Genomic DNA, 22,921 nt, shown 5'->3' on the forward strand with positions numbered 1-22,921 from the left:
ATCCGAACCCATCCGAGAAGGGACATCCGATGAGCATCCGGCAACAGCCGACCGTCACGGCGTTCGCCGTCTACCCCGTCGCGGGCCGGGACAGCATGGAGCTGAACCTCTCCGGCGCGCACGGGCCGTACTTCACCCGCAACATCGTGGTTCTCACGGACTCCGAGGGCCGTACGGGGCTGGGCGAGGTGCCCGGCGGGGAGAAGATCGCGCGGACGCTGCGGGACGCCGAGGGGCTGGTCGTCGGGGCGAAGGTGGGCGACTACAAGCGGGTGCTGCGCGAGATCGGCGAGCGGTTCGCCGACCGGGACGCCGGGGGTCGGGGTGCGCAGACCTTCGACCTGCGGACGACGGTGCACACCGTCACCGCGGTCGAGTCGGCGCTGCTCGATCTGCTCGGGCAGCATCTCGACGTGCCGGTCGCGGCATTGCTGGGTGACGGGCAGCAGCGGGACTCGGTGCGGGTGCTGGGCTATCTGTTCTACGTCGGTGACCCGGACCGGACCGACCTGGAGTACGTCCGTGAGCCCGACTCCCCGGTGGAGTGGTACCGGGTGCGGCACGAGGAGGCGCTGTCGCCGGAGGCGATCGTCCGGCAGGCGGAGGCGGCGTACGAGCTGTACGGGTTCCGGGACTTCAAGCTCAAGGGGGGCGTGCTGGAGGGAGCGGAGGAGGTACGGGCCGTGCGGGCGCTGAAGGAGCGCTTCCCGCAGGCCCGGATCACCCTCGACCCGAACGGGGCGTGGTCGCTGCGGGAGGCGGTGGAGTTGTGCCGGCCGCTGGTCGGGACGCTGGCGTACGCGGAGGACCCCTGTGGGGCGGAGGGCGGTTACTCCGGGCGGGAGATCCTCGCGGAGTTCCGCCGTGCGACGGGGCTGCCGACGGCGACCAACATGATCGCGACGGACTGGCGCCAGATGGCGCACGCGCTGGCACTCCAGTCGGTGTCGATTCCGCTGGCCGACCCGCACTTCTGGACCATGCAGGGGTCGGTGCGGGTGGCGCAGCTGTGCAACGCGATGGGGCTGACCTGGGGCTGCCACTCCAACAACCACTTCGACATCTCGCTGGCCATGGTGACCCACTGCGGGGCGGCGGCGCCGGGCGAGTACAACGCCCTGGACACGCACTGGATCTGGCAGGAGGGGCTGGAGCGGCTGACCGTCGACCCGCCGCGCATCGCCGACGGCGAAGTCGCGGTCCCTGATGCGCCGGGCCTGGGTGTGCGACTGGACATGGACCGGCTTCTCGCGGCGCATGAGCTGTACCGGGAGAAGGCGTTGGGTGGGCGGGACGATGCGGTGGGGATGCGGTACCTGGTTCCGGGGTGGGAGTTCGACGCCAAGCGTCCGTGCTTGGTGCGGTGATCGCCCGGTGGGGGGTCGGGGCCGCGCCGGGGGGTGTCCGTCCTCGGAACGGCGCGACCAGGCCACCTACCGGCCAACTGGCGTCACACGCGCCGCCCACTGCGGGCGAACACCCCCCGACACGGCCCCTCACGTCGCGCCCCTAGCTGCGGGCAGTCGTGCCGCTGGGGCGGCACGGGTGGGCGCAGCGGCACCTCGCGGCGCCGAGCTGCGCAACGCCCCGCCCCAGCACAAACGCCGCTCAGCCCTTCACCGCCCCACCCAGCGCGAACCCACCCCCCAACCTCCGGGCGATCAACACGTACAAAAGGATCACCGGCGTCGAGTACACGATCGAGAACGCCGCCAACTGCCCGTACGCCACCATCCCCCGATTCCCGAAGAAGTCGTTGATGCTGACGGACGCCGGCATCTGGTCGGGGGTGAGCAGCAGCATGAAGGGGACGAAGAAGTTGCCCCACATCATGACGAAGCAGAAGACCGTCACCACGGCCACGCCCGGCCCCATCAGCGGCAGGACGATGCGGACCAGGGACTGCAGGGAGCCCGCCCCGTCCGTCCAGGCCGCCTCCTCCAGTTCCTTCGGTACGCCGTCCATGAAGTTCTTCATCAGCCAGATCGCGAACGGCAGTTGGGACGCGGCGAAGAAGAAGATCGTGCCCTGCATGGTGTCGATCAGGTCCACCTGGACGAACAGCGCGTAGACCGGGACCATGATCGCCGTGATGGGCAGACTGGTCGCGAAGAGGATCGTCAGCAGGAACGGGCGGTTGAAGCGGGAGCGGAAGCGGGAGAGCGGATAGGCCGCCAGCGCCGCGCACACCACCGTCAGCAGCGTCGCGCTGCCGCACAGCACCAGGCTGTTGAGCAGCGGCGTGAAGGTGATGTCCGAGGTCAGGATCGCGTCGAAGTTGTCCAGGGTGAGGCCGTCGGGGGCCTTCACACGGAGGTCGGCACGGGGGTCGAGGGAGGACAGGACCACCCAGGCCAGGGGCAGGACGAACGCCGCGGCGACCACGAGCAGTCCCGCGTCGGCCGCGAGCCGGCGGGTCGTGCGGCGGGAGGAGAGGGTCAGGGCCACGGGGGTCAGACCTCCGTCCGCAGCAGGCGCAGATACACGAGCGAGAACAGGGAGCCGACCAGCAGGAGCAGCAGGGCCACCGCCGTGCCGTAGCCGATGAGGCTGTTCTGGAAGGCCTGTTCGTACATGAAGAGCGGGAGCGTCTGGCTCCTGCCGCCCGGGCCGCCTCTCGTCATCACCCAGATCAGGCCGAAGACCGAGAGGGTCTGCAAGGTGTTGAGCATCAGGTTCGTGCCGATGGAGCGGCGGATCATCGGGAGGGTGATGTGCCACATCCGGCGCCGGCCGCCCGCCCCGTCCACCTCGGCCGCCTCGGTGATCTCCTTGGGGATCTCGTTCAGCGCGGCCGAGTACACCAGCATGGAGAAGGCCGTTCCGCGCCAGACGTTGGCGAAGGACACCGCCAGGATGGGCAGGGTGAACAGCCAGTTCTGGGACGGCAGGTGCAGCCAGTCCAGGATGGCGTTCAGTGTGCCTTCCCGGCGGAAGAAGGCGTAGAGGAGGAAGCCCGCCACGACCTCCGGCAGTACCCACGCCGTGACGACGATGCCGCCGGTGAGGGTGCGGACCGGCTTGGACGCGCGCTGCATCAGGGCCGCGAGGGCCAGGCCGAGGGTGTTCTGGCCGATCAGCGACGAGACGACCGTGAACACCAGTGTCAGCCATACGGCGTTGAGGAACGCCTCGTCGCCGAAGGCCCGGGTGAAGTTGTCGAAGCCGACGAACGACTCCTGGGCCTGGCCGGTGAGCTGGAGGTCCGTGAAGGCGATCCAGACGCAGTAGACGATCGGGCCGGCGAGGAAGAGGAGCAGGAGGACGACCGAGGGGACCAGGGGGAGGGTGCGGATCAGCACGCCCGGGCCCCGCCGGGGGCGGAGGGAAGCAGGGGGCCGGGGCGCCTTTCCGATCTCGGGGTGCGGTGCTGTGGCGGTCATCGGCGCGTACCGCCGCTCACCGCTCGACGACCTGGTTGTCCGTGGCGTCCTTGAGGGCGTCGGTGTAACCGCGGGCCGCCTCGCCGACCGTGGTGTCACCCGTCGTCACGCCCTCCATGGCCTCCTGGATGGCCGTGGAGACCTTGGGGTAGGCGGGGTAGGCGGGTCGGTAGTGGGTGCTCCGCACCAGGTCGGTGAAGAACTTGATGCCGGGCTGGGCGGTGGCGTACGCGGGGTCCTTCGCGACGTCCTCGCGGACCGCGATGCCGGAGTTGGCGACGTACCACTTCTGCGCGTTGGCCTTGGTCTGCATGGTCTTGATGAACTCGAACGCCAGGTCCGGGTTGCCCGCCTTGGCGGGGACGGCCCAGGTCCAGCCGCCGGACATGCTCACCTTGCCGGGCGCCTGGCCGTGCTGCGTGGGCATGGCGGCGAGGCCCAGCTTCTTCGACCACTCGGGCCACTCGTGGCCGCTGCCGGGCAGCCAGTCCTGCGGCAGCCAGGAGCCGTCGAGGGCGATGCCGAGCTCGCCCTTCGGGAGCCACTCGCCGCGGACCCGGGTCATCACGTTCGGGTCGAGGGCGTCGGAGACGTCCGGGCCCAGCTTCTCCTTGTAGACCGTCTCGACGAAGCCGAGCGCGTCCTCGAAGCCCTGGCCGCCGGCGATCCACTTCTTCGTGTTCTTGTCGTAGAGGGGATCCGTGCCGCCGTCGTTCGTGCCGTAGAGCAGCATCTCGAAGGTCTGCATGGTGGCCGCCTCGCCGACCGGTTTGCCCGTGTAGACGTTGAGCGGGATGACGCCCGGGACCTTCTTCTTGATGGCGCGGGCGGCGCTCAGGACGTCGTTCCAGGTCTTCGGCTGCCAGTCGGCGGGGAGGCCGGCCTTGGCGAAGACGCCCTTGTCGAACCAGAGTCCGCGGGTGTCGGTGCCGTCGGGGACGCCGTACGTCTTGCCGTCCTCGCCCTTGGCCGCCGCCTTCGCGGTGTCGATGAACCGGTTCCAGTCCGGCCACTTGGCGAGGTACGCGTCGAGGGGCTTGAGGTAGCCGCTGGTGATGTCCGAGTTGATGAGGAACGTGTCCTCGTAGACCAGGTCGGGGGCGGTCTTGGGGGAGCGGAGCATCTGCTGGAGCTTGGTGTAGTACTCCGAGTCCGGGGCCTTGATGGGGACGAGTTCGACCTTCTTGCCGGGGTTGGCCTTCTCGAACTGCTTCTTGATGTCCGCGAGGTAGGTGTCCATCACCTTGACGGAGTTGTCCGTGGACTGTTTGAAGGAGACCTTCACGGTGTCCGGGTCGCTGCCGGAGCCCCCGCCGCAGGCGGTGAGGGTGGTCGCGGCGAGGACGAGGGCGAGGAAGGGTGTGAGGGCGGCGGTGGGGCGCACGGGCACGACCTCCTACGGGCGCACTTCGTTGTGGCCGGGACGGCTGCGTCGTGAACCTAAGTTGAGTGGTCTAGTCAGGTCAATGCGTGTGCGCCGGATCGATCCCGCCCCGTCGCGTCTGACGACCCGTCACTACCCGGTGACCCAGCGGTACTGCAACTCCGGCCGCCCCACCGTCCCGTACTGCGGGCGGCGGGCCGCGCGGCCCGCGTCGACCAGGTGCTCCAGGTAACGGCGGGCCGTGATGCGGGAGATGCCGACCGTCTCGGCGACACCGGCGGCGGTGAGGCCCTCCGCACTGTCGCGCAGGGCCACGGTCACCCGCTCCAGCGTCGGTGCGCTCAGGCCTTTCGGCAGGGCGGCCGGGCCCGGTGCGCGCAGGGCCGCCAGCGCCCGGTCCACCTCGTCCTGGCCGCTCGCCTCGCCGACCGCCGCGTGGAACTCGGAGTACCGCACGAGCCGGTCCCGCAGGGTCGCGAAGGTGAACGGCTTCAGGACGTACTGCACGACCCCGAGGGAGACGCCCTCGCGGACGACGGTGAGGTCGCGTGCCGACGTCACCGCTATCACGTCGGCGTGATGCCCGGCCGCCCGCAGTGAGCGCGCCAGCTGCAGCCCGTGCACGTCGGGCAGGTGCAGGTCGAGCAGGAGCAGGTCCACCGGGGTGCGGTCCAGGGCCCGGCGGGCCTCCGCGCCCGTGTGCGCCTTGCCCACGGCGACGAAGCCCGGGACCCGGCCGACGTACAGGACGTGGGCGTCGGCGGCCACCGGGTCGTCCTCCACAACCAGGACGCGGATGGCCTGCTGTCTCGTCGTGTCGCTCGTCATACGTGGCCTCCAGAGCCCCTCGATGTAGAGCCCCCGGAAACCGCGCCACGGGACGCGGGGTCTGTGGACGGAGGGACGGCGGGAGCCGGGCCTCCGGGCACGTGGTCCTCCCGGGCCGGCGCCGCGGGCACCGGGTTCTCTCGGGCGGGTTCCGCGGGCGTCGGGTTCTCCTGGACGGGTTCCGCGGGCGTCGGGTTCTCCCGGGCGGGTTCCGCGGGCGCCGGGTTCTCTCGGGCGGGTTCCGCGGGCGTCGGGTTCTCCTGGACGGGCTCCGCGGGCGTCGTGTCCTTCCGGGCGGGCTGCCCGGGCGCCGGGTGCTCGCGGACCCGCTCTGAGGACGTCGTGTCCTTCGCCTCGCCCAGCGGCAGCCGCACCTCGAACTCCGCGCCACCCCCGTCGGCCTCCGTCACCGACAGCGAGCCCTCGTGCCGCTGGGTCGCCTGCCGTACGAGCGCCAGTCCGAGCCCCCGGCCACCCGGACCCGCCGGCTTCGTCGAGAAGCCCCGCTGGAAGACCGCCTCGGCGTGCTGCGGGTCGACGCCCGGGCCCGTGTCCGAGACCCGCAGCACCAGCTCCGGGGCGCCGTCCCGGTCCTCGGTGTAGGCGGCGACCGTCACCCGGGCCCGCGCGCTCCCCTGGGCCGCGTCCACGGCGTTGTCGATCAGGTTGCCCAGGATGGTCACCAGGTCCCGCGCGGGGAGGGTCTCGGGCAGCAGTCCGTCGTCCAGGCTGCTGTCCTCGGACACCATCAGCTCCACGCCCCGCTCGTTCGCCTGGGCGGTCTTACCCAGCAGCAGCGCCGCCAGCACCGGCTCGCTCACCGCCGCGACGACCTGGTCGGTCAGTGCCTGCGCCAGCTCCAGCTCGGCCGTCGCGAACTCCACCGCCTCGTCCGCCCGGCCCAGCTCGATCAGCGAGACGACCGTGTGCAGCCGGTTCGCCGCCTCGTGCGCCTGTGAGCGCAGCGCCTGCGTGAAGCCCCGCTCGGAGTCCAACTCGCCCATCAGGGACTGGAGTTCGGTGACATCGCGCAGCGTGACGACAGTACCGCGCCGCTCGCCGCCCGACACCGGCGAGGTGTTGATCACCAGCACCCGCGACGCCGTCAGATGCACCTCGTCCACCCGCGGCTCCGACGCCAGCAGCGCGCCCGTCAGCGGGGCGGGGAGCCCGAGCTCGGCCACCGACCTGCCCACCACGTCCCCCTCCACGCCGAGCAGCTCCCGCCCCCCGTCGTTGATCAACGCCACACGGTACTGCCCGTCCAGCATCAGCAGCCCCTCACGTACCGCGTGCAGGGCGGCCTGGTGGTAGTCGTGCATCCGGCTCAGCTCGGATGCGTTCATACCGTGGGTGTGGCGGCGCAACCGGGCGTTGACAACGTAGGTGCCGACGGCGCCCAGGGCCAGTGCCCCGGCCGCGACGCCCAGCAGGCCCGTGACCTGACTCTGCACGCGCTCACTGATCGCCTCGACCCGGATGCCCGCGCTGACCAGGCCGACGATCCGCGTGCCGTCCCGGATCGGGGTGACCGCGCGGACCGAGGGGCCGAGGGTGCCGGTGTAGGTCTCGGTGAAGGTCTCGCCCCTCAGGGCACGCTCGGTGTGGCCCTGGAAGGTCTGGCCGATCTGGTCCGGGTCGGGATGCGTCCAGCGGATGCCCTTCGGGTTCATGATCGTGATGAAGTCGACCTCGGTGTCCTGCATGACCTTCAGCGCGTACGGCTGGAGCTCCGCGGTCGGGTCGGAGGCGCGCGCGGCCGCCGGCACGGAGGGGGAGTCGGCCACGGACCGTGCCACCGCCCTGGCCTGGCGCGTCGCGGCCTCCTCGGCCTGGCTGCGGTCGCTGACGTAGGTGAACAGTGCGCATCCGGCCACGACGACGGCGATGAGCACCGCCTGCATGGCGAAGAGCTGGGCCGCCAGGCTGCGAGGTCGGGGTACGGAGATGCGCATGTCGTCAGTCTGCCCCTTGGCTGATTGTGAACTAAATGAACGGAAGGGTGACCGCGCTCACAGAGCAGGACATAGTCACGGCATTCCCCATAACGCATCTCCGGGAGTCCCGCTCCCTGTTTCTCGGAGTTTCCCGGAGTTTTCCCGGACGTGAGCCGCACGCCGGTGATGCCGACGACGTCGTCAAGGAGGGCCGCCGTGACCAGCGCAGCCGATACGGCACCTGCCGCACGCAAACCCAAGCGGGACCGCACCCACTACCTCTACATCGCGGTGATCATCGCGGTCGCTGCCGGTATCGCGGTGGGTCTGGCCGCACCGGACTTCGCTGTCGGGCTGAAGCCGATCGGCACCGGGTTCGTGGCCCTGATCAAGATGATGATCTCGCCGATCATCTTCTGTACGATCGTGCTGGGCATCGGCTCGGTACGGAAGGCCGCCAAGGTCGGTGCCCTCGGTGGTATCGCCCTGGGCTACTTCATGGTGATGTCGCTGGTCGCGCTGGGCATCGGCCTGGTCGTCGGCAACATCCTGGAGCCGGGCACCGGCCTCGCGGTGACCGACGCGGTCAAGGACGCCGGTCACGCGCAGATCGACTCCGAGGCCACCGCGAACACCGCCGACTTCCTGCTGGGCATCATCCCGACCACGATCGTGTCGGCCTTCACCAACGAGTCGGTCCTGCAGACCCTGCTGATCGCTCTGCTCGCCGGCTTCGCGCTGCAGGGCATGGGCTCGGCCGGCCAGCCGATCCTGCGCGGCATCGAGCACATCCAGCGGCTCGTCTTCCGTATCCTCGCCATGGTGATGTGGGCCGCCCCGATCGGTGCCTTCGGCGCCATCGCCGCGGTCACCGGCTCCGCCGGCCTGGAGGCGCTCAAGAGCCTCGCCGTGCTGATGCTCGGCTTCTACGTCACGTGCTTCCTCTTCGTCATCGTTGTGCTCGGCGCCCTGCTGCGCGTCGTCTCCGGCCTGAATATCTTCGCGCTGTTCAAGTACCTGGGCCGGGAGTTCCTGCTGATCCTGTCCACCTCCTCCTCCGAGTCCGCGCTGCCGCGGCTCATCGCGAAGATGGAGCACCTGGGCATCAGCAAGCCGGTGGTCGGCATCACCGTCCCGACCGGCTACTCCTTCAACCTCGACGGCACCATGATCTACATGACCATGGCCTCGCTGTTCATCGCCGACGCCATGGGTACGCCCATGTCGATCGGCGAGCAGATCCCGCTGCTGCTCTTCCTGCTCGTCGCGTCCAAGGGCGCCGCCGGTGTCACCGGCGCGGGCCTGGCGACCCTGGCCGGTGGTCTGCAGTCGCACAAGCCGGCCCTGGTGGACGGTGTCGGCCTCATCGTCGGTATCGACCGCTTCATGAGCGAGGCCCGCGCCCTGACCAACTTCGCCGGCAACGCCGTGGCCACCGTGCTGATCGGCACGTGGACGAAGGAGATCGACAAGGAGCGCGTCAACGAGGTCCTCGCGGGCCGGCTGCCCTTCGACGAGAAGACGCTGCTGGACGACCACGACGACGCTCCGGGCGACGGTCACGTCGAGGTGCCCGAGCAGGGCGGCGAGAAGGAGCTGGCGAAGGCCTGACGGCCGCGCCGCCCCCCAGAATCCGGGCGGCTGGGTGTCCCCCCGTCACTCAGCCGCCCGGTCATCACCCCAAGAAGTTCAATCGTTCAGCTTCGCCACCAGTTCGGTGGCTCTCGAGGCGGGCACGCCCGCCGCGGTCAACACGGTGACCGCGGCGCAGCGGCCCGCCTCTCGCGCTGTCAGCAGGCCGTCGTTCACGGCCTCCATGACCGCGAACAGCGTCTGCTCGTGCACGTAGGCCAGGGCCGGCGCCGGAAGCGGTGAGCTGAAGACGTTCTCGTCCAGTCCGCGCCGCAGCAGTCCGATGCTCTCCTCACGGACCGGTCCGAGCCGCTCCCGGATGCCCTGCATGGTGACCGTGCGCTGGGCGAGCGCGACCAGCAGCCGGTAGCGGTCGGCGATCTCCCACACCGCCAGCACCGAACGCGCCACGGCCTCGGCCGGGTCCTCCACGCCCTCGCGGCCCGCCGAGTGCGCGGCCGACAGAGCCTGGACGGCCTCGTCGACGAGCGTGCTGATCAGCCCCTCGCGGCTCGGGAAGTGCCCGTACACGGTCCGCCGTACGACGCCCGCGGCGCGGGCGATCTGGTCCATGGACGCGTCGGGGTCCCGCAGCAGCTCGGCGAGGGCGACGTCGAGGATGCGGCGCCGGTTGGCGTCGGCGCGGCTGGTGCTGCCCGTGGTCATGGACGTCATTGTGCCTCCCCTCCATCGACTTGCACAGTGCTGTGCAACGGGCGTACATTGCACAGCGTTGTGCAAATGCACACTCCTGTGCAACTCCGCGAGTCAGTGAGGAAGGCGAACCGTCGTGCGACTCGTCATGACCGAACCGGCCGAGAGGAGGGAGCGTCCCTACGCACGCCGCTGGTGGGCGCTCCTCGTGCTCTGTCTGAGCCTGCTGATCATCGTGATGGCGAACACCGCCCTCACCGTGGCCGCACCCGCGATGACCGAGGACCTCGGTCTGTCCAGCGCCGACCTCCAGTGGGTCATCGACGGCTACACCGTTCCGTACGCCGCGCTGATGCTGCTGCTGGGTGCGATAGGCGACAAGTACAGCCGCCGGGGCGCCCTGGTGCTCGGGCTCGTCGTGTTCGGCGCGGGCGCGGTCTTCGGCTACCTGGCCGACAGCGCCACGACGGTCATCGCGGCGCGTGCCGTGATGGGCGGCGGCGCCGCGATGATCATGCCCGCCACGCTGTCCCTGCTCGCGGCCACGTTCCCGCGTGCGGAACGCGCCAAGGCCATCACCCTGTGGACCGCGACGGCCGGACTGGCCATCGCCGCGGGACCGCTGGTCGCCGGGGCGCTGCTGGAGCGGCACGGCTGGTCGTCGACGTTCCTCATCAACGTCCCCGTGGCCGCACTGGCCGTCGTCGGTGCCTTCGTCCTCGTACCGCCGTCCAAGGCCGGTCACCGAGAGCGCATCGACTACGTCGGCGGATTGCTGTCGGTGGTGTGGATCGGCGCGCTCGTCTACATGATCATCGAGGGCCCGCACTTCGGCTGGGGCACCAAGGCGATCACGGCGGCGGTCGTCGCGGGCGCCGGGCTCGTCGCCTTCGTGCTCTGGGAGCTGCGCCACCCGCGTCCCGTCCTCGACGTGCGCCGCTTCACCGACCGCCGCTTCGCGGGGTCCAACCTCGCCGTCGCCCTGTTCTTCCTGGCGGTCTTCGGCGCCTTCTACTACCTGACCCAGCACCTGCAGTTCGTCCTCGGCTACGACGCCCTGGACACCGGCCTGCGCATGCTGCCGCTGGCCGGCGCGGTCTTCGTGGGCTCGGCGCTCACCGGCTACCTCACCCCGCGGGTCGGCATGAAGTGGACCGTCACGGCCGGCATGGTCGGCGGTACGGCGGCCCTCGCCCTGCTCACCCGGGTCGACGCCGGGTCGTCGTACGGCGACTTCGTCGCGCCCCTGATCGTCCTCGGGCTCGCGATCGGGCTGGCGCTCTCGCCCTGCACGGACGCGATCATGGGAGCCTTCCCGGAGTCCGAACTGGGCGTCGGCGGCGCCGTGAACGACACGTCGCTGGAGCTGGGCGGCTCGCTCGGCATCGCCATCCTCGGCTCACTGCTGGCGACGTCGTACTCCGGGCACCTCTCCGACGCCACCACCGGCAGCAAGCTGCCCGCCTCCGCCCTGGAGACGGCCCAGGACTCCGTCGGGGCCGGGTACGCCGTGGCACGGGGCATCGGGGACAAGGCACGGCAGCTGGCCGAGCAGGCGGCGCACACCAGCGATCCGCAGCAGGCGGAGCGGCTGCGCGCGCAGGCCGAGCAACTCGGCGCAGGAGCCCGGCAGATGGCCGACGCGGTCGGGGCCTCCTTCGCCGACGCGGTCGCGCACACCAGTGTGGTGGGGGCTGTGATTCTGGGGGTCGGCACGGTCGTCGTGGCGCTGCTGCTGCCGCGCAAGGGGAAGACGGCGCCGGAGCCCGTCGAGGACAGGGAGCCGGAGACCGCGGGAACTCGCTGATCGTGCGAGGCGAACCACTGTTGCCTTGACGCCAGGGGCAAGGATTACGTTCGTACGCATGCGAATCGGCGAGCTGGCCGCACGGGCCGGGACCACGACGCGGACGCTGCGGTACTACGAGTCACGCGGGCTGCTGCCCGCACGGCGCGCGGGCAACGGATACCGGACCTACGACGAGAGCGATCTGCGGCTGCTCCGGCAGATCCGGACGCTCCAGGACTTCGGGTTCGACCTGGAGGAGACGCGGCCCTTCGTGGAGTGTCTGCGGGCGGGGCATCCCGAGGGGGACTCCTGCCCGGCGTCGCTCGCGGTCTACCGGCGCAAGCTGGACGAGCTCGACTCCCTGATCGGTCAGCTGAGCGGGGTGCGGGACACCGTCGCCCGGCAACTGGCCCGGGCCGAGCTGGCCGCCGAGGCGGAGGCTCCGGGAGGTCCGGAGCCGCAGTGCGAACTGGGAGGGGACTGGTGAGCGACGTGACCGGCGTGACGGACGTGACGGACGCGGACTTCGAGGCGGAGGTGATCGGCGCGGACCTGCCGGTGCTGGTGGAGTTCACCGCCGACTGGTGCCCGCCGTGCCGGCAGATGGGGCCGGTGCTGAAAGCCCTCGCTTCCGAGGAGGGCGACCGGCTGAAGGTGGTGCAGCTCGACGTGGACTCCAACCCGGCGACGACCAATGCCTACAAGGTGCTGTCGATGCCGACGTTCATGGTGTTCCGCGGCGGTGAGCCCATGAAGTCGATGGTGGGGGCGCGAGCCAAGCGGCGGCTGCTGGAGGAGCTGGCCGACGTGCTGTAGGCGACCCGCCCGGACCACAGGAAATCCCCCGAGCAATTGCGCTCGGGGGATTTCCTTGCGTATATTTGTCTGTTCGCGACTTCAAGTCGAAAGAAGTCGCGCGAAGTTCAGTGAGCACAGTATATCCGGGCGGGAGCGGAATTGTCAAACACCGAATTTCCGGACGATGAATTGCGGCAGGAGCAGGAATTCATCGACGGGTTGTACGCGCGCGTGGACGCGCTGCGCGGCGACGCCGAGACCTCCGTCACGGACGCGCTCGCGCAGGGCAACACCCCCATGCAGGCCAGACTCGAACGGGACATCCTGGTAGCCGAGCGCTCCGGGCTGCTCGCCGCGCTCAACGCGGTGGACGGCTCCCTGTGCTTCGGCCGGATCGACCTCACCTCGGGCACCACCCACCACATCGGCCGGATCGGGCTGCGCACCGACGACGCGGAGCGCACGCCCGTCCTGATCGACTGGCGCGCCGACGTCGCCCGGCCCTTCTACCTGGCCACCGGCCACACTCCGATGGGCCTCAGGCGCCGGCGGCACATCGCGACCGACGGCCGCAGGGTCACCCACCTGCACGACGAGATCCTGGACCTCGGGGACGAGACCCGCACCGGCCACGAGGACCCCACCGGCGACGCCGTGCTGCTCGCCGCGCTGGGCTCGGCCCGCACCGGCCGGATGAACGACATCGTGCAGACCATCCAGGCCGACCAGGACCGCATCATCCGCGCCCCGCACCGCGGCGTCATGGTGGTGGAGGGAGGCCCCGGCACCGGCAAGACGGCCGTCGCCCTGCACCGCGCCGCCTACCTGCTGTACGAGCACTGTGAGCTGCTCGCCAAGCGCGCCGTGCTGATCGTCGGGCCCAACCCGGCCTTCCTCGGCTACATCGGCGAGGTGCTGCCCTCCCTCGGCGAGACGGGCGTGCTCCTCGCGACCGTCGGCGAGCTGTTCCCCGGGGTGAAGGCGACCGCGACCGACACGCCCGAGGCCGCCGCCGTGAAGGGCCGGGCCGACATGGCCGACGTCCTCGCCGAGGTCGTCCGCTCCCGGCAGGCGCTGCCCGACCCGGTGATCGCCATCGAGCACGACCGCGAGGTCCTCATGCTCGACGACGGTCTGGTGAACGTCGCCCGCGAGCGCACCCGCGCCGCCACGCTGCCGCACAACGCGGCCCGCGAGCACTTCGAGGGCCACATCCTCAACACCCTCACCGAGCTGTACGCCGAGCGGATCGGCACCGACCCGTTCGACGGCTCCAGCCTGCTCGACCCCAGCGACATCACCCAGATCCGCGACGACATCGCCGAGAACCCCGAGGTCTGGTCCGCCATCGACCAGCTGTGGCCGGTGCTCACCCCGCAGCGGCTCGTCGCCGACTTCCTCGCCGCGCCCGAGGAGTTCCTGCCCGCCGAGGACGCCGACGCCGTACGCCGCCCCGTGACCCGGCGCTGGACGGTCGCGGACGTGCCGCTGCTCGACGAGGCCGCCGAACTCCTCGGCGACGACGACCGCCTGGCCCGGGAGCGCGCCGCCCGCGAGCGCGAGGAGCAGATCGCCTACGCGCAGGGCGTGCTGGAGGTGTCGTACGCCTCCCGCACCTACGAGTTCGAGGACAAGGAGGACAGCGACCCCGACGGCAGCGAGGTGCTGTCCGCGCACGACATCATCGACGCCGAGCGGTTCGCCGAGCGGCACGAGGAGGACGACCACCGCAGCGCCGCCGAGCGCGCCGCGGCCGACCGCACCTGGGCCTTCGGGCACATCATCGTCGACGAGGCGCAGGAACTGTCGCCCATGGCGTGGCGGCTGCTGATGCGGCGCAGCCCGACCCGCTCGATGACCCTGGTCGGCGACCCCGCGCAGACCGCCGAGGCGGCCGGCGTCGGCTCCTGGGCGGGCATCCTCGACCCGTACGTCGAGGACCGCTGGGAACACACCCGGCTCGGCGTCAACTACCGCACCCCCGCCGAGATCATGGACGTGGCGGCGGCCGTGGTGCGCGCCGAGCACCCGGAGTTCGAACCGCCGAGCTCCGTCCGCTCCACGGGCGTACGCCCCTGGGCACGGGCCACCGACGACCTGCCCGGCGCCGTCGCCAAGGCGGTCGACGAGCTCACCCCCGCCGAGGGACGGCTCGCGGTGATCGCCCCCCGGGAGCTGCACCGTGCCCTCGCGGCCCGGCTGGACGGTGTGACGGCGGACGCCGAACCGGACCTCACGCACACGGTCGTCCTCCTCGACCCGCGCCAGGCCAAGGGGCTGGAGTTCGACTCCGTCCTCGTGGTCGAGCCGGGCCGGTACGGCACCAGCGACCTGTACGTGGCCCTCACCCGGGCCACCCAGCGGCTCGGCGTGCTGCACACCGGGGAGCTGCCGAAAGCCCTGGCGGACGCGTTCGTGTAGCGGAGCGGCCTCGTGCCGCCGGGTACGGGGCCGCCCACAGCGGGAGCGACCTCGGGGTGGAGACTCCCGACACCGCCCCGCTCCCCAGGACGCCCTCCCGCATCGGCTCCCTGGGGCAGGGGGCGGTCTCCGGGAAACCGAGGGAGCAGCGTCATGACGCTGCTCCCGGTGTCTTCCGGGCCCGGAGTTCACTCGCGTAGCCCACACCGATGACCAGCAGGGCGGCGGACAGGGCGAGGGACGCGCTCGCCGCGTTCATCCACCCGTAGTCCCCCGGGGCGCCGGAGTACACGGAGCCGTCCTCGCGGACGCAGTCGAAGCGCAGCGGCAGGTACGAGGAACGGTGGTGGGAGAGTCCCCGGACCGTGTCCGGATCGAAGCCGTCGCGGCAGGCCGGGGCCGGGACCGAGTCTGCGCCGTCACCGAACGCCTGCTCCGACATCAGCACGTCGAAGAACCCCAGCGAGTACACGGCCGCCGCCGCCCACGCGGCCGTCGCCGCCGCACGGCGCATCAGATGGTCCGGCCACGGCTCGGGCCGTCCGGGAAGCGCCATCGCGACAACCCCTGCCCCGGCGACGAGCGCGCCGACGGCACAGGCCAACGAGACCAAGCTCATCAGCACCGCGGGGCCCGCGAGGTGAGCGGGGTGGCATCCATGCGGACACCCCACCAGGACCGGACCGGAGGGGCTGTGGTGGAGGCCACTCCTCCGGTCACAGCCCTGTCACGAGGGCCAGATGTCAACCCGCCTTGCCCGTAGGAGCGTTCGCGGGAGGTTCGGGCAGCCAGTCGCGCGCCGGGTCGTACTCCAGCCATCGGCTCCGCCCGGCTTGCGCGGCGAAGGCGGCGGTGAGGGCGTTCAGCCCCGGGTGCCCGCTGCCGGTGCGCCACAGCAGCGACCAGGCGTAGAGCGGCGTGGGGTCGACCAGCGGGACGGAACGCAGGCCCGGCACGTCCGGCAGCGGCACGTCGGCGGGCAGCAGCGAGAAGCGTCGCGGGTCCTCCGCCACCTCGGCGAGGAAATGGGCCAGACCCAGGTTGAGGGTCGTGGCCGTGGTGGGGATGGTGAACCGGTGGGCGAACCGGTGCAGGAAGTCGAGCCGGTCCAGAGCACCGGGCGCCCACAGCACGCTGCCGCCCAACTGCTCCGGCCGCAGCGCCGGTTCGGCGGCGAGCGGATGGTCCGCGCTGAGTACCGCGTCCACCGGCTCCAGGCGGACCAGGCGATGGGCCAGCCCGGCGTGCAGGGGCGGGTGAACCCGGCCGAACGCCGCGTCGATGTCGCCGCGCAGCAGGGCCGCCATCACCGACGGCAGATCGCGTCCGTGCCCCGGCACCAGCTCCCCGGCACGTCCGGCGACCTGCGCCAGGGTCCGCATCGGCGCGTAGAGGTGCCCCCAGACGTCGAGCCGCAGGGGGCGATCCGGTCCCACCGCGGCCGCGACCGCCGACTCGGCCGAGGCCAGGGCCTGCCGGGCCGGCCCGAGGAAACGCCGCCCCGCATCCGTGAGGCCGACCGCCTTGCCGCCGCGCTGGAACAACTCGGTGCCGAGGAGTGACTCGAGCCGGGCGATCCGCTTGGACAGCGCCTGCTGGGAGAGGCCGAGTGTGCCGGCCGCCCGCCCGAAGTGCAGTTCCTCGGCGGCGCGCACGAAGGCCCGTACCTGCGCCATGTCGAGATCCACGGCTCCTCACTCTAAGCGACAACCGAACGTTGTCGGTCCTGCTGGTTCGTTGTTGGATCACGGGGCGGTCGCGGAGGTTGCATGGTCGGCATGCGAAGACTCATTCCCACGGGAGAGGCGGCCCGTCCGGTCGCCTTCGCCGAGCTCCCCCCGCCCGTACCGGAGCCGGACGAGGCGCTGGTCAAGGTCGAGGCGTTCGCACCGAACCGGGGCGAGACGTTCCTCCTCGAACACCCCCGCCCGGGGCTGCTGCCCGGCAAGGACGTCGCCGGACTCGTCGTGCAGGCCGCGGCCGACGGTTCGGGCCCCGCCATCGGCACCCGGGTGGCCGGACATCCGGCGCAGGGCGGCTGGGCCGAGTACGCGGCGGTGCCCACGCACTCCCTCGCACCGCTCCCGGACAGCGTCGACAGCGTCCGGGCGGCGGCCCTGCCCCTCGCCGGCATCACCGCTCTGCGACTGCTGCGCACGGCCGGTTCCCTGGCCGGCGCCCGGGTGCTGCTGACCGGCGCCTCGGGCGGGGTCGGCCACTACGTCACCGAACTCGCCGTCGCGGCCGGAGCCGAGCTGACCGCGGTGACGGCCACGCCGGAGCGCGGCGAGCGGCTCGCGGAGCTGGGCGCCGAGGTGGTGCACGAGCCGGCGGCGGCTCAAGGGCCGTTCGACGTCGTGCTGGAGTCCACGGGAGGACCGGATCTGCCGGTGGCCCTCTCCAAGGCGCGGCCGGGCGGACTGGTCGTCTGGTTCGGCCAGGCGAGCCGCACCCCGGCGACCCTCGACTTCTTCGAGCTCCTCGGCGGGACCGAGCGCGTGACCCTCCAGCACTTCCACTACGCCGGCGCCCCCTACGGGCCCGACCTCGCGACGCTGGTGCGCCTGGTGGCACAGGACCGGCTGCACCCGGAGATCGGCCGGATCGCCGACTGGACGGACACCGCGGGCACCCTGGTCGATCTGCGCGAGCGCCGGATACGCGGCAAGGCCGTCCTGCTGACGGGAGGAACCCGATGAACACCGCCGAATTCGCCGCCGCCCAGTGGACACGCGCCACCGGCGCGGGCATCGATCCCCACGAGTACCGGCGGGTCACCGCCGGCCTCACCTCCGTCGCCGACTGGGGACCGGCCTTCTCGCGCACCGGACGCGCCTGCGTCGAGCGCGCGGAGCGGGCCGGATCGTCCGTCTCCGCGGGTGAGTACCTCCTGATGGCGGCCCGGTGGTTCCACCTCGCCACACTCGCGCCGTACGCGGAGGCGGGCCGGGCCGCGGCCGAGGCGGACCAGGCGCTGAGCCGCGCGCTGACCGTGCTGGAGCCCGAGGCGCGGCGCGTCAGCGGCGAGGGCTTCACCGGCTGGCTGCGCGGACCTTCGGACGCTCCCGGGACGGTGGTCGTGGTCCCCGGCCTGGACTCGGCCAAGGAGGAGTTCCTCGGCGTGGCGTCCGCACTGCTCGCCAGGGGACTCGCGGTGTTCGCGATGGACGGACCCGGGCAGGGTGCCCTCGCCGCCACGAGCGTCCTCACACCGGACTACGAGCAGGTCGTCGGCCGGGTCGTCGACGCCCTCGGTGTCGCACGGATCGGGCTCGTGGGTCTCAGCCTGGGCGGCTACTACGCGGCGCGGACCGCGGCACTGGAGCCGCGCGTGGCGGCCGTCGCCACCGTGAGCGGCCCCTTCCGTCTCGACTGGGACGGACTGCCCCCGCCCGTGCGGGACATCATGACCCGGCGGGCCGCAGGCGCCGACCCCGCGCGCGCCTTCGCCCGCGCTGTGGACCTCGCCGACCTGGCACCGCGCATCACGGCCCCGCTGCTGGTCGTGGACGGCGGCCAGGACGTCATCCCCGGCGTGACGAACGGCGAGCCGCTGGCCCGTCTGGCACCGCACGGCACCTACCTGCCGGTCCCGCACGGCGACCACCTGCTCGGCAACGCACGCAGCGACTGGCTGGCGCCGCTCGCCGACCACATCGCGCACACGCTGGCGGGAGCGGCGGAATGAGCCGCTTCCGCCCCGGCGCGTCACAGACCACCTAAGCCGGGCGCAGCCACACCGTGGACAGGGGCGGCAGGGTCAGGCGGATGCTCGCCGGGCGGCCGTGCCAGGGCTGGGCCTCGGGCTTGACCGGGTCGGGGTTGGTGACGTCACTGCCGCCGTAGCGTTCGGCGTCGGTGTTGACCGCCTCGTGCCAGGCGGGGACGTCCTCGGGCACGCCCAGGCGGTAGTCCTGGCGCACGACCGGCGCGAAGTTCGACACCGCCAGCAGCGGGGTGCCCTCCTGGTCCAGCCGCAGGAACGCGAGCACGTTGTCCTCGGCGGCGTCCCCGACGATCCACTCGAATCCGGCCGGATCCGTGTCGAGCCGCCACAGCGCCGGCGTGGCGCGGTAGACGGTGTTGAGGTCGCGGACCAGGTCACGCACGCCCCGGTGGTCGGGCTCGGCCCCGTACCCCGGGTCCAGCAGCCACCAGTCGGGCCCGTGCGCCTCGGACCACTCGGCGCCCTGCGCGAACTCCTGCCCCATGAACAGCAGCTGCTTGCCCGGGTGGGCCCACATGAAGCCGAGGTAGGACCGGACCCCGGCGCGCTGCTGCCACCAGTCGCCGGGCATCTTCGACACCAGGGAACGCTTGCCGTGCACCACCTCGTCGTGGGAGATCGGCAGCACGTAGTTCTCGCTGTACGCGTACACCATCGAGAACGTCATCTCGTGGTGGTGGTACTTGCGGTGCACCGGCTCGTGGCTCATGTACTGGAGCGAGTCGTGCATCCAGCCCATGTTCCACTTCAGCCCGAACCCCAGCCCGCCGAAGCCGCTCGGGCCCTCGTGGTGGGTGGCCCGGGTGACACCGTCCCAGGCGGTCGACTCCTCGGCGATCGTGACCACGCCGGGCACCCTGCGGTACACCGTCGCGTTCATCTCCTGGAGGAACGCGACCGCGTCCAGGTTCTCCCGGCCGCCGTGCTCGTTGGGCGTCCACTGGCCCGGCTCACGCGAGTAGTCGAGGTAGAGCATCGAGGCGACGGCGTCCACGCGCAGGCCGTCGATGTGGAACTCCTCGCACCAGTACGAGGCGTTCGCGACGAGGAAGTTGCGCACCTCGTTGCGCCCGAAGTCGAACTCCAGCGTGCCCCAGTCGGGGTGCGCGGCCCGCAGCGGATCCGCGTGCTCGTACAGGGGCCGGCCGTCGAACTCGGCCAGCGCCCAGTCGTCGCGCGGGAAGTGCGCCGGCACCCAGTCCATGAGGACGCCGATACCGGCCTGGTGCAGCTTGTCGACCAGGTACCGGAAGTCGTCCGGCGTGCCCAGCCGGGCCGTCGGCGCGTAGAAGCCGGTGACCTGGTAGCCCCAGGAGCCGCCGAACGGATGCTCCGCGACCGGCATCAGCTCGACGTGCGTGAAGCCCAGGTTCTTCACGTACCCCGGGAGCTGCTCGGCGAGCTGACGGTACGTCAGTCCAGGTCGCCAGGACGGCAGATGGATCTCGTACACCGAGAACGGCGACTCGTGCGCCGGGGCCTCGGCACGCCCTGCCAGCCAGTCGGCGTCGCCCCACTCGTACTCCGAGGAGGTGATGACCGACGAGGTCGCGGGCGGCACCTCCGTGCGGCGGGCCAGCGGGTCGGCACGCAGGGTCTTCGAACCGTCGGGGCGGGTGATCTCGAACTTGTACAGCTCGCCCTCGCCGATGTCCGGCAGGAACAGCTCCCACACCCCGGACGAGCCCAGCGACCGCATGACGTGCCCGGTGCCGTCCCAGAAGTTGAAGGTGCCGGCCACGCGCACGCCCCGCGCGTTCGGCGCCCACACCGCGAACCGGGTGCCGGTCACGCCCTGGTGGGTGGTCGGGTGCGCGCCCAGCGCCGTCCACAGCTCCTCGTGCCGGCCCTCGCCGATCAGATGCAGGTCCAGTTCGCCCAGTGTGGGCAGGAACCGGTAGGCGTCCTCGGTGTCCAGCACCGTCCCCTCGTACTCGACGAGCAGCCGGTACAGCGGGACCTCCGTCAGCGGCAGCAGCCCGGAGAAGAACCCCTCCCCGTCGTCGTGCAGCTCCGCCCGCAACTCCCCGGAGACGACGGTCACCGACCGCGCGTACGGCCGGAACGCCCGGAACGCGACCCCGCCGGGGACGGGGTGGGCGCCGAGCACGGAGTGGGGGGCGTGGTGCGTGCCGGAGAGCAGCCGCTCCCGGTCCACCGCGTCGACGGCCGGTGAGACGGCGATCTCCGTCTCCGGCGGAACGACCTGGGTGGGGGAAGCCTGCTCCGCGGCGTCCTTCCCGGGGGAGGACTTCTTGGCGGTGACCTTCTTGGCAGGGGCCTTCTTCGCGGGCGACTCGGCGGCAGTGGTCTTCGCGGCGGCCTTGGTGGCCGTCGCCTTCGTCGCGGTCGCCCTCTCGGCGCCCGCCTTCGCGACCGCCGTCTTCGCGGTCGCCTTCTTCGCCGCTGTCTTCTTCACGGCCGTCTGCTTGGCGGCTGCCTTGGTCGCGGCCGCCTTCTTGGCGGTGGCCTTCGCCGCGGTCGCCTTGGTCGTGGTCGCCTTCGCGGGAGCCGACTTCTTCGCGGCGGCCTTCTGCGCGACGGCCTTCTGCGCGGCGGTCGTCTTGGCAGGGGCCGCCTTCTTGGCGGCGGTTGCGGACTTCGTCGCCGGTGACCGTGCCGAGGACGTCTTCTTGGCGGCGGCCTTCTTCGCGGCTGCCGTCCCCTTCTTGGCCGCTGCCTGTTTCGGCACCGCCGTCTTCTTCGCGGCGCTCTTCTGCTGGGCGGCCGTGGGCTGCTCGGGGATCTTCTCCCCGGCCGTCCCCTTGGGGCGCGAACCGCTGGACTCAGGGCGGGGGGTCACGGGCGGAGCCTCCTGGGCGAAGATCGGTCAGTCAGGTCAGGTGGCCGGACTCGGCGAGCCGGTCTATGGCGGCCAGCGGCACCGGCAGCCAGTCGGGACGGTGCCGGGCCTCGTACACCACCTCGTAGATCGCCTTGTCCGTCTCGTAGGCGCGCAGCAGCACCGGGTCGGTGCGCGGATCGCGGCCGGAGGCGTCGGCGTATCCGGAGCAGTACGCGGACCGGCAGGTCTCGGCCCAGTCCGGCTGGGGCGGATCGGCCGAGCGGGCCGCGTAGTCGAAGGACCGCAGCATGCCGGCCACGTCCCGCACCGCCGGCTGCGGCATGCGCCGCTCGGCCAGCGGCCGGGCCGGCTCGCCCTCGAAGTCGATCAGCCACCACTCGCCGGCCGGCGAGCGCAGGCACTGCCCGAGGTGTAGATCGCCGTGCACGCGCTGCGCGGTCCAGGTGCGGCCCTCGGCGGCCAGATCGCCCAGCGCCGTGAACGCCGACCTGAGGCCGTCGGCGTAGGGCCGGAGCACGGGCACCGCCTGGACGGCCGCCTCCAGCCGCTCGATCATGCCGGCGACCATGAGCTCCAGCTGGGTGTGACCGAGGGTGACGGTCGGCAACGCCCGGGCCAGCGCGGTGTGCACCTCGGCGGTGGCCCGCCCCAGCGCCCGCGCCTCGGCACCGAAGTCCTCGCCCTTGGCGAGCTCCCGCAGCGCCAGCTCCCAGCCGTCGGAGGCGCCCTGCACGAACGGCTGGAGCACCCCCAGGACGTACGGCTGGCCGGCCAGGTCCACCGAACCTGTGGCGAGCACCGGGTCCGCCGCGGGGTCGACGTCCGCGACCATCCAGGCCGTCGGAGCCGGCACCTGGGGGCAGCCCGCGCGGGCCAGCGCCAGCGGCAGCTCCAGGTCGGGGTTGACGCCGGGCACGATCCGGCGCAGCAGCTTCAGGATGAACGTATCTCCGTAGACGATCGACGAGTTGGACTGCTCCGCGGTCACCACGCGCGGCACCAGCTGGGACCGGATCTCCTGCTCCGGGTCCCGCTCGAAGCGGAGCCCGCCGATACGGGCCTGGGTGCGCAGCGCCTCCAGGAGCAGCTCGGCGGGCCTGGGGTCGTGCAGGGCGTCGTAGACCGTCCGGCCGGCCAGCGGCCCCGCCGACAGATGTCCGATCAGCGCGGGCGCCAGCCGAGGCGGCAGCGCCTCGCGCACGCCTATCAGGAGCTGGTAGCAGTCACCGGGGTGGCCGGGCGCGCCGTGGGAGGGGGCGAGCGGCTGGTGGGCGCGGACGAGCAGGTGGTACAGGCCGAGCTTGGCGGTGCCCGGGAGCAGTTCGGTGGCGGCGACCAGCGTGAACCCGGTGACCGGTCGCCCCTTGCCCGCGAACCAGCGCTGCCGCGGCAGCCATTCCCGCAGCAGTGGGTCGAGGGAGGCAAGGAGGCCGGGCGGGGTGGTGACGGTGCGTGTGACGGCTTCCGACATGGCGTCGCGTCCTTTCACCCGTTCTCGGTGCGCCTCCGGCGCCCTCAGCGGGCCCGGACCGCGCCCTCCGGCTCACGCGCGTGGGTGGGGT

The 22,921-nt window shown here is 71.8% G+C and carries 18 protein-coding genes; 8 read left to right on the forward strand and 10 right to left on the reverse strand.

The window, feature by feature from the left end; all coding sequences use genetic code 11:
- Positions 1 to 29: 29 nt before the first annotated feature.
- The gene (locus tag SSQG_RS27035) at positions 30 to 1,367 is read left to right on the forward strand and encodes an enolase C-terminal domain-like protein (protein WP_003993057.1); all 1,338 of its coding nucleotides are present in this window, start codon (positions 30 to 32) and stop codon (positions 1,365 to 1,367) included.
- Positions 1,368 to 1,608: 241 nt separating this feature from the next.
- On the opposite strand, the gene SSQG_RS27040 is transcribed toward SSQG_RS27035, so the two are convergent.
- The 5 genes from SSQG_RS27040 to SSQG_RS27060 all read right to left on the reverse strand — a co-directional run bounded on the left by SSQG_RS27040 (position 1,609) and on the right by SSQG_RS27060 (position 7,550).
- Positions 1,609 to 2,448, reverse strand: coding sequence for a carbohydrate ABC transporter permease (locus SSQG_RS27040; RefSeq protein ID WP_039933696.1), 840 nt, complete (start codon positions 2,446 to 2,448; stop codon positions 1,609 to 1,611).
- Positions 2,449 to 2,453: 5 nt separating this feature from the next.
- Entirely contained in the window at positions 2,454 to 3,383 is a 930-nt protein-coding gene (locus tag SSQG_RS27045) for a carbohydrate ABC transporter permease (RefSeq protein WP_003993059.1), read from the reverse strand.
- Positions 3,384 to 3,399: 16 nt separating this feature from the next.
- Entirely contained in the window at positions 3,400 to 4,773 is a 1,374-nt protein-coding gene (locus SSQG_RS27050; RefSeq protein ID WP_003993060.1) for an extracellular solute-binding protein, read from the reverse strand.
- Between the two features lie 126 nt (positions 4,774 to 4,899).
- Positions 4,900 to 5,595, reverse strand: coding sequence for a response regulator (locus SSQG_RS27055; protein WP_003993061.1), 696 nt, complete (start codon positions 5,593 to 5,595; stop codon positions 4,900 to 4,902).
- On the reverse strand, positions 5,592 to 7,550 hold the full coding sequence (locus SSQG_RS27060) for a sensor histidine kinase (RefSeq protein WP_003993062.1): 1,959 nt from the start codon (positions 7,548 to 7,550) through the stop codon (positions 5,592 to 5,594). The genes SSQG_RS27055 and SSQG_RS27060 overlap by 4 nt, the downstream gene beginning before the upstream one ends.
- Before the next feature lie 198 nt (positions 7,551 to 7,748).
- Between SSQG_RS27060 and SSQG_RS27065 the strand changes: the two genes are divergently transcribed.
- Entirely contained in the window at positions 7,749 to 9,143 is a 1,395-nt protein-coding gene (locus tag SSQG_RS27065; protein WP_003993063.1) for a C4-dicarboxylate transporter DctA, read from the forward strand.
- A gap of 78 nt (positions 9,144 to 9,221) precedes the next feature.
- Here SSQG_RS27065 and SSQG_RS27070 read toward each other — a convergent pair whose 3' ends face one another.
- Positions 9,222 to 9,839, reverse strand: a complete 618-nt coding sequence (locus SSQG_RS27070) for a TetR/AcrR family transcriptional regulator (protein ID WP_039933700.1) — start codon at positions 9,837 to 9,839, stop codon at positions 9,222 to 9,224.
- Positions 9,840 to 9,954: 115 nt separating this feature from the next.
- On the opposite strand from SSQG_RS27070, the gene SSQG_RS27075 reads away from it, so the two are divergent.
- The 4 genes from SSQG_RS27075 (at position 9,955) to SSQG_RS27090 (ending at position 14,826) form a co-directional block, all read left to right on the forward strand.
- Positions 9,955 to 11,625, forward strand: a complete 1,671-nt coding sequence (locus tag SSQG_RS27075) for a DHA2 family efflux MFS transporter permease subunit (protein WP_003993065.1) — start codon at positions 9,955 to 9,957, stop codon at positions 11,623 to 11,625.
- Between the two features lie 58 nt (positions 11,626 to 11,683).
- Positions 11,684 to 12,094 carry a MerR family transcriptional regulator gene (locus tag SSQG_RS27080; protein WP_003993066.1) on the forward strand — a complete coding sequence of 137 codons (411 nt, stop codon included), beginning with the start codon at positions 11,684 to 11,686 and terminating at the stop codon, positions 12,092 to 12,094.
- 14 nt (positions 12,095 to 12,108) lie between these two features.
- The gene (locus SSQG_RS27085; protein ID WP_003993067.1) at positions 12,109 to 12,423 is read left to right on the forward strand and encodes a thioredoxin family protein; all 315 of its coding nucleotides are present in this window, start codon (positions 12,109 to 12,111) and stop codon (positions 12,421 to 12,423) included.
- A gap of 123 nt (positions 12,424 to 12,546) precedes the next feature.
- A complete protein-coding gene (locus tag SSQG_RS27090) occupies positions 12,547 to 14,826 on the forward strand; it encodes a HelD family protein (RefSeq protein ID WP_078506928.1) in 2,280 nt (759 codons plus the stop codon).
- Between the two features lie 151 nt (positions 14,827 to 14,977).
- Here SSQG_RS27090 and SSQG_RS27095 read toward each other — a convergent pair whose 3' ends face one another.
- Together SSQG_RS27095 and SSQG_RS27100 are read right to left on the reverse strand one after the other, a co-directional pair.
- A complete protein-coding gene (locus SSQG_RS27095) occupies positions 14,978 to 15,382 on the reverse strand; it encodes a hypothetical protein (protein WP_244299257.1) in 405 nt (134 codons plus the stop codon).
- Positions 15,383 to 15,569: 187 nt separating this feature from the next.
- Positions 15,570 to 16,514 (reverse strand): LysR family transcriptional regulator, encoded by a 945-nt coding sequence (locus SSQG_RS27100; protein ID WP_003993070.1) that lies wholly within the window; start codon positions 16,512 to 16,514, stop codon positions 15,570 to 15,572.
- Positions 16,515 to 16,604: 90 nt separating this feature from the next.
- Between SSQG_RS27100 and SSQG_RS27105 the strand changes: the two genes are divergently transcribed.
- Both SSQG_RS27105 and SSQG_RS27110 read left to right on the forward strand, forming a co-directional pair.
- Positions 16,605 to 17,525, forward strand: a complete 921-nt coding sequence (locus tag SSQG_RS27105; protein WP_003993071.1) for a zinc-binding dehydrogenase — start codon at positions 16,605 to 16,607, stop codon at positions 17,523 to 17,525.
- The gene (locus SSQG_RS27110) at positions 17,522 to 18,514 is read left to right on the forward strand and encodes an alpha/beta hydrolase family protein (protein ID WP_039933705.1); all 993 of its coding nucleotides are present in this window, start codon (positions 17,522 to 17,524) and stop codon (positions 18,512 to 18,514) included. The genes SSQG_RS27105 and SSQG_RS27110 overlap by 4 nt, the downstream gene beginning before the upstream one ends.
- Positions 18,515 to 18,545: 31 nt before the next feature.
- Here SSQG_RS27110 and glgB read toward each other — a convergent pair whose 3' ends face one another.
- Together glgB and SSQG_RS27125 are read right to left on the reverse strand one after the other, a co-directional pair.
- Positions 18,546 to 21,356: a 1,4-alpha-glucan branching enzyme gene (glgB, locus tag SSQG_RS27115; protein WP_078506929.1), complete on the reverse strand. Its 2,811-nt coding sequence runs from the start codon at positions 21,354 to 21,356 to the stop codon at positions 18,546 to 18,548.
- A 31-nt stretch (positions 21,357 to 21,387) separates the two neighbouring features.
- Positions 21,388 to 22,830 (reverse strand): maltokinase N-terminal cap-like domain-containing protein, encoded by a 1,443-nt coding sequence (locus SSQG_RS27125; protein ID WP_039933706.1) that lies wholly within the window; start codon positions 22,828 to 22,830, stop codon positions 21,388 to 21,390.
- Between the last annotated feature and the right edge of the window lie 91 nt (positions 22,831 to 22,921).

The organism is Streptomyces viridochromogenes DSM 40736 (assembly GCF_000158955.1).
Taxonomy (GTDB): Bacteria; Actinomycetota; Actinomycetes; order Streptomycetales; family Streptomycetaceae; genus Streptomyces; species Streptomyces venetus.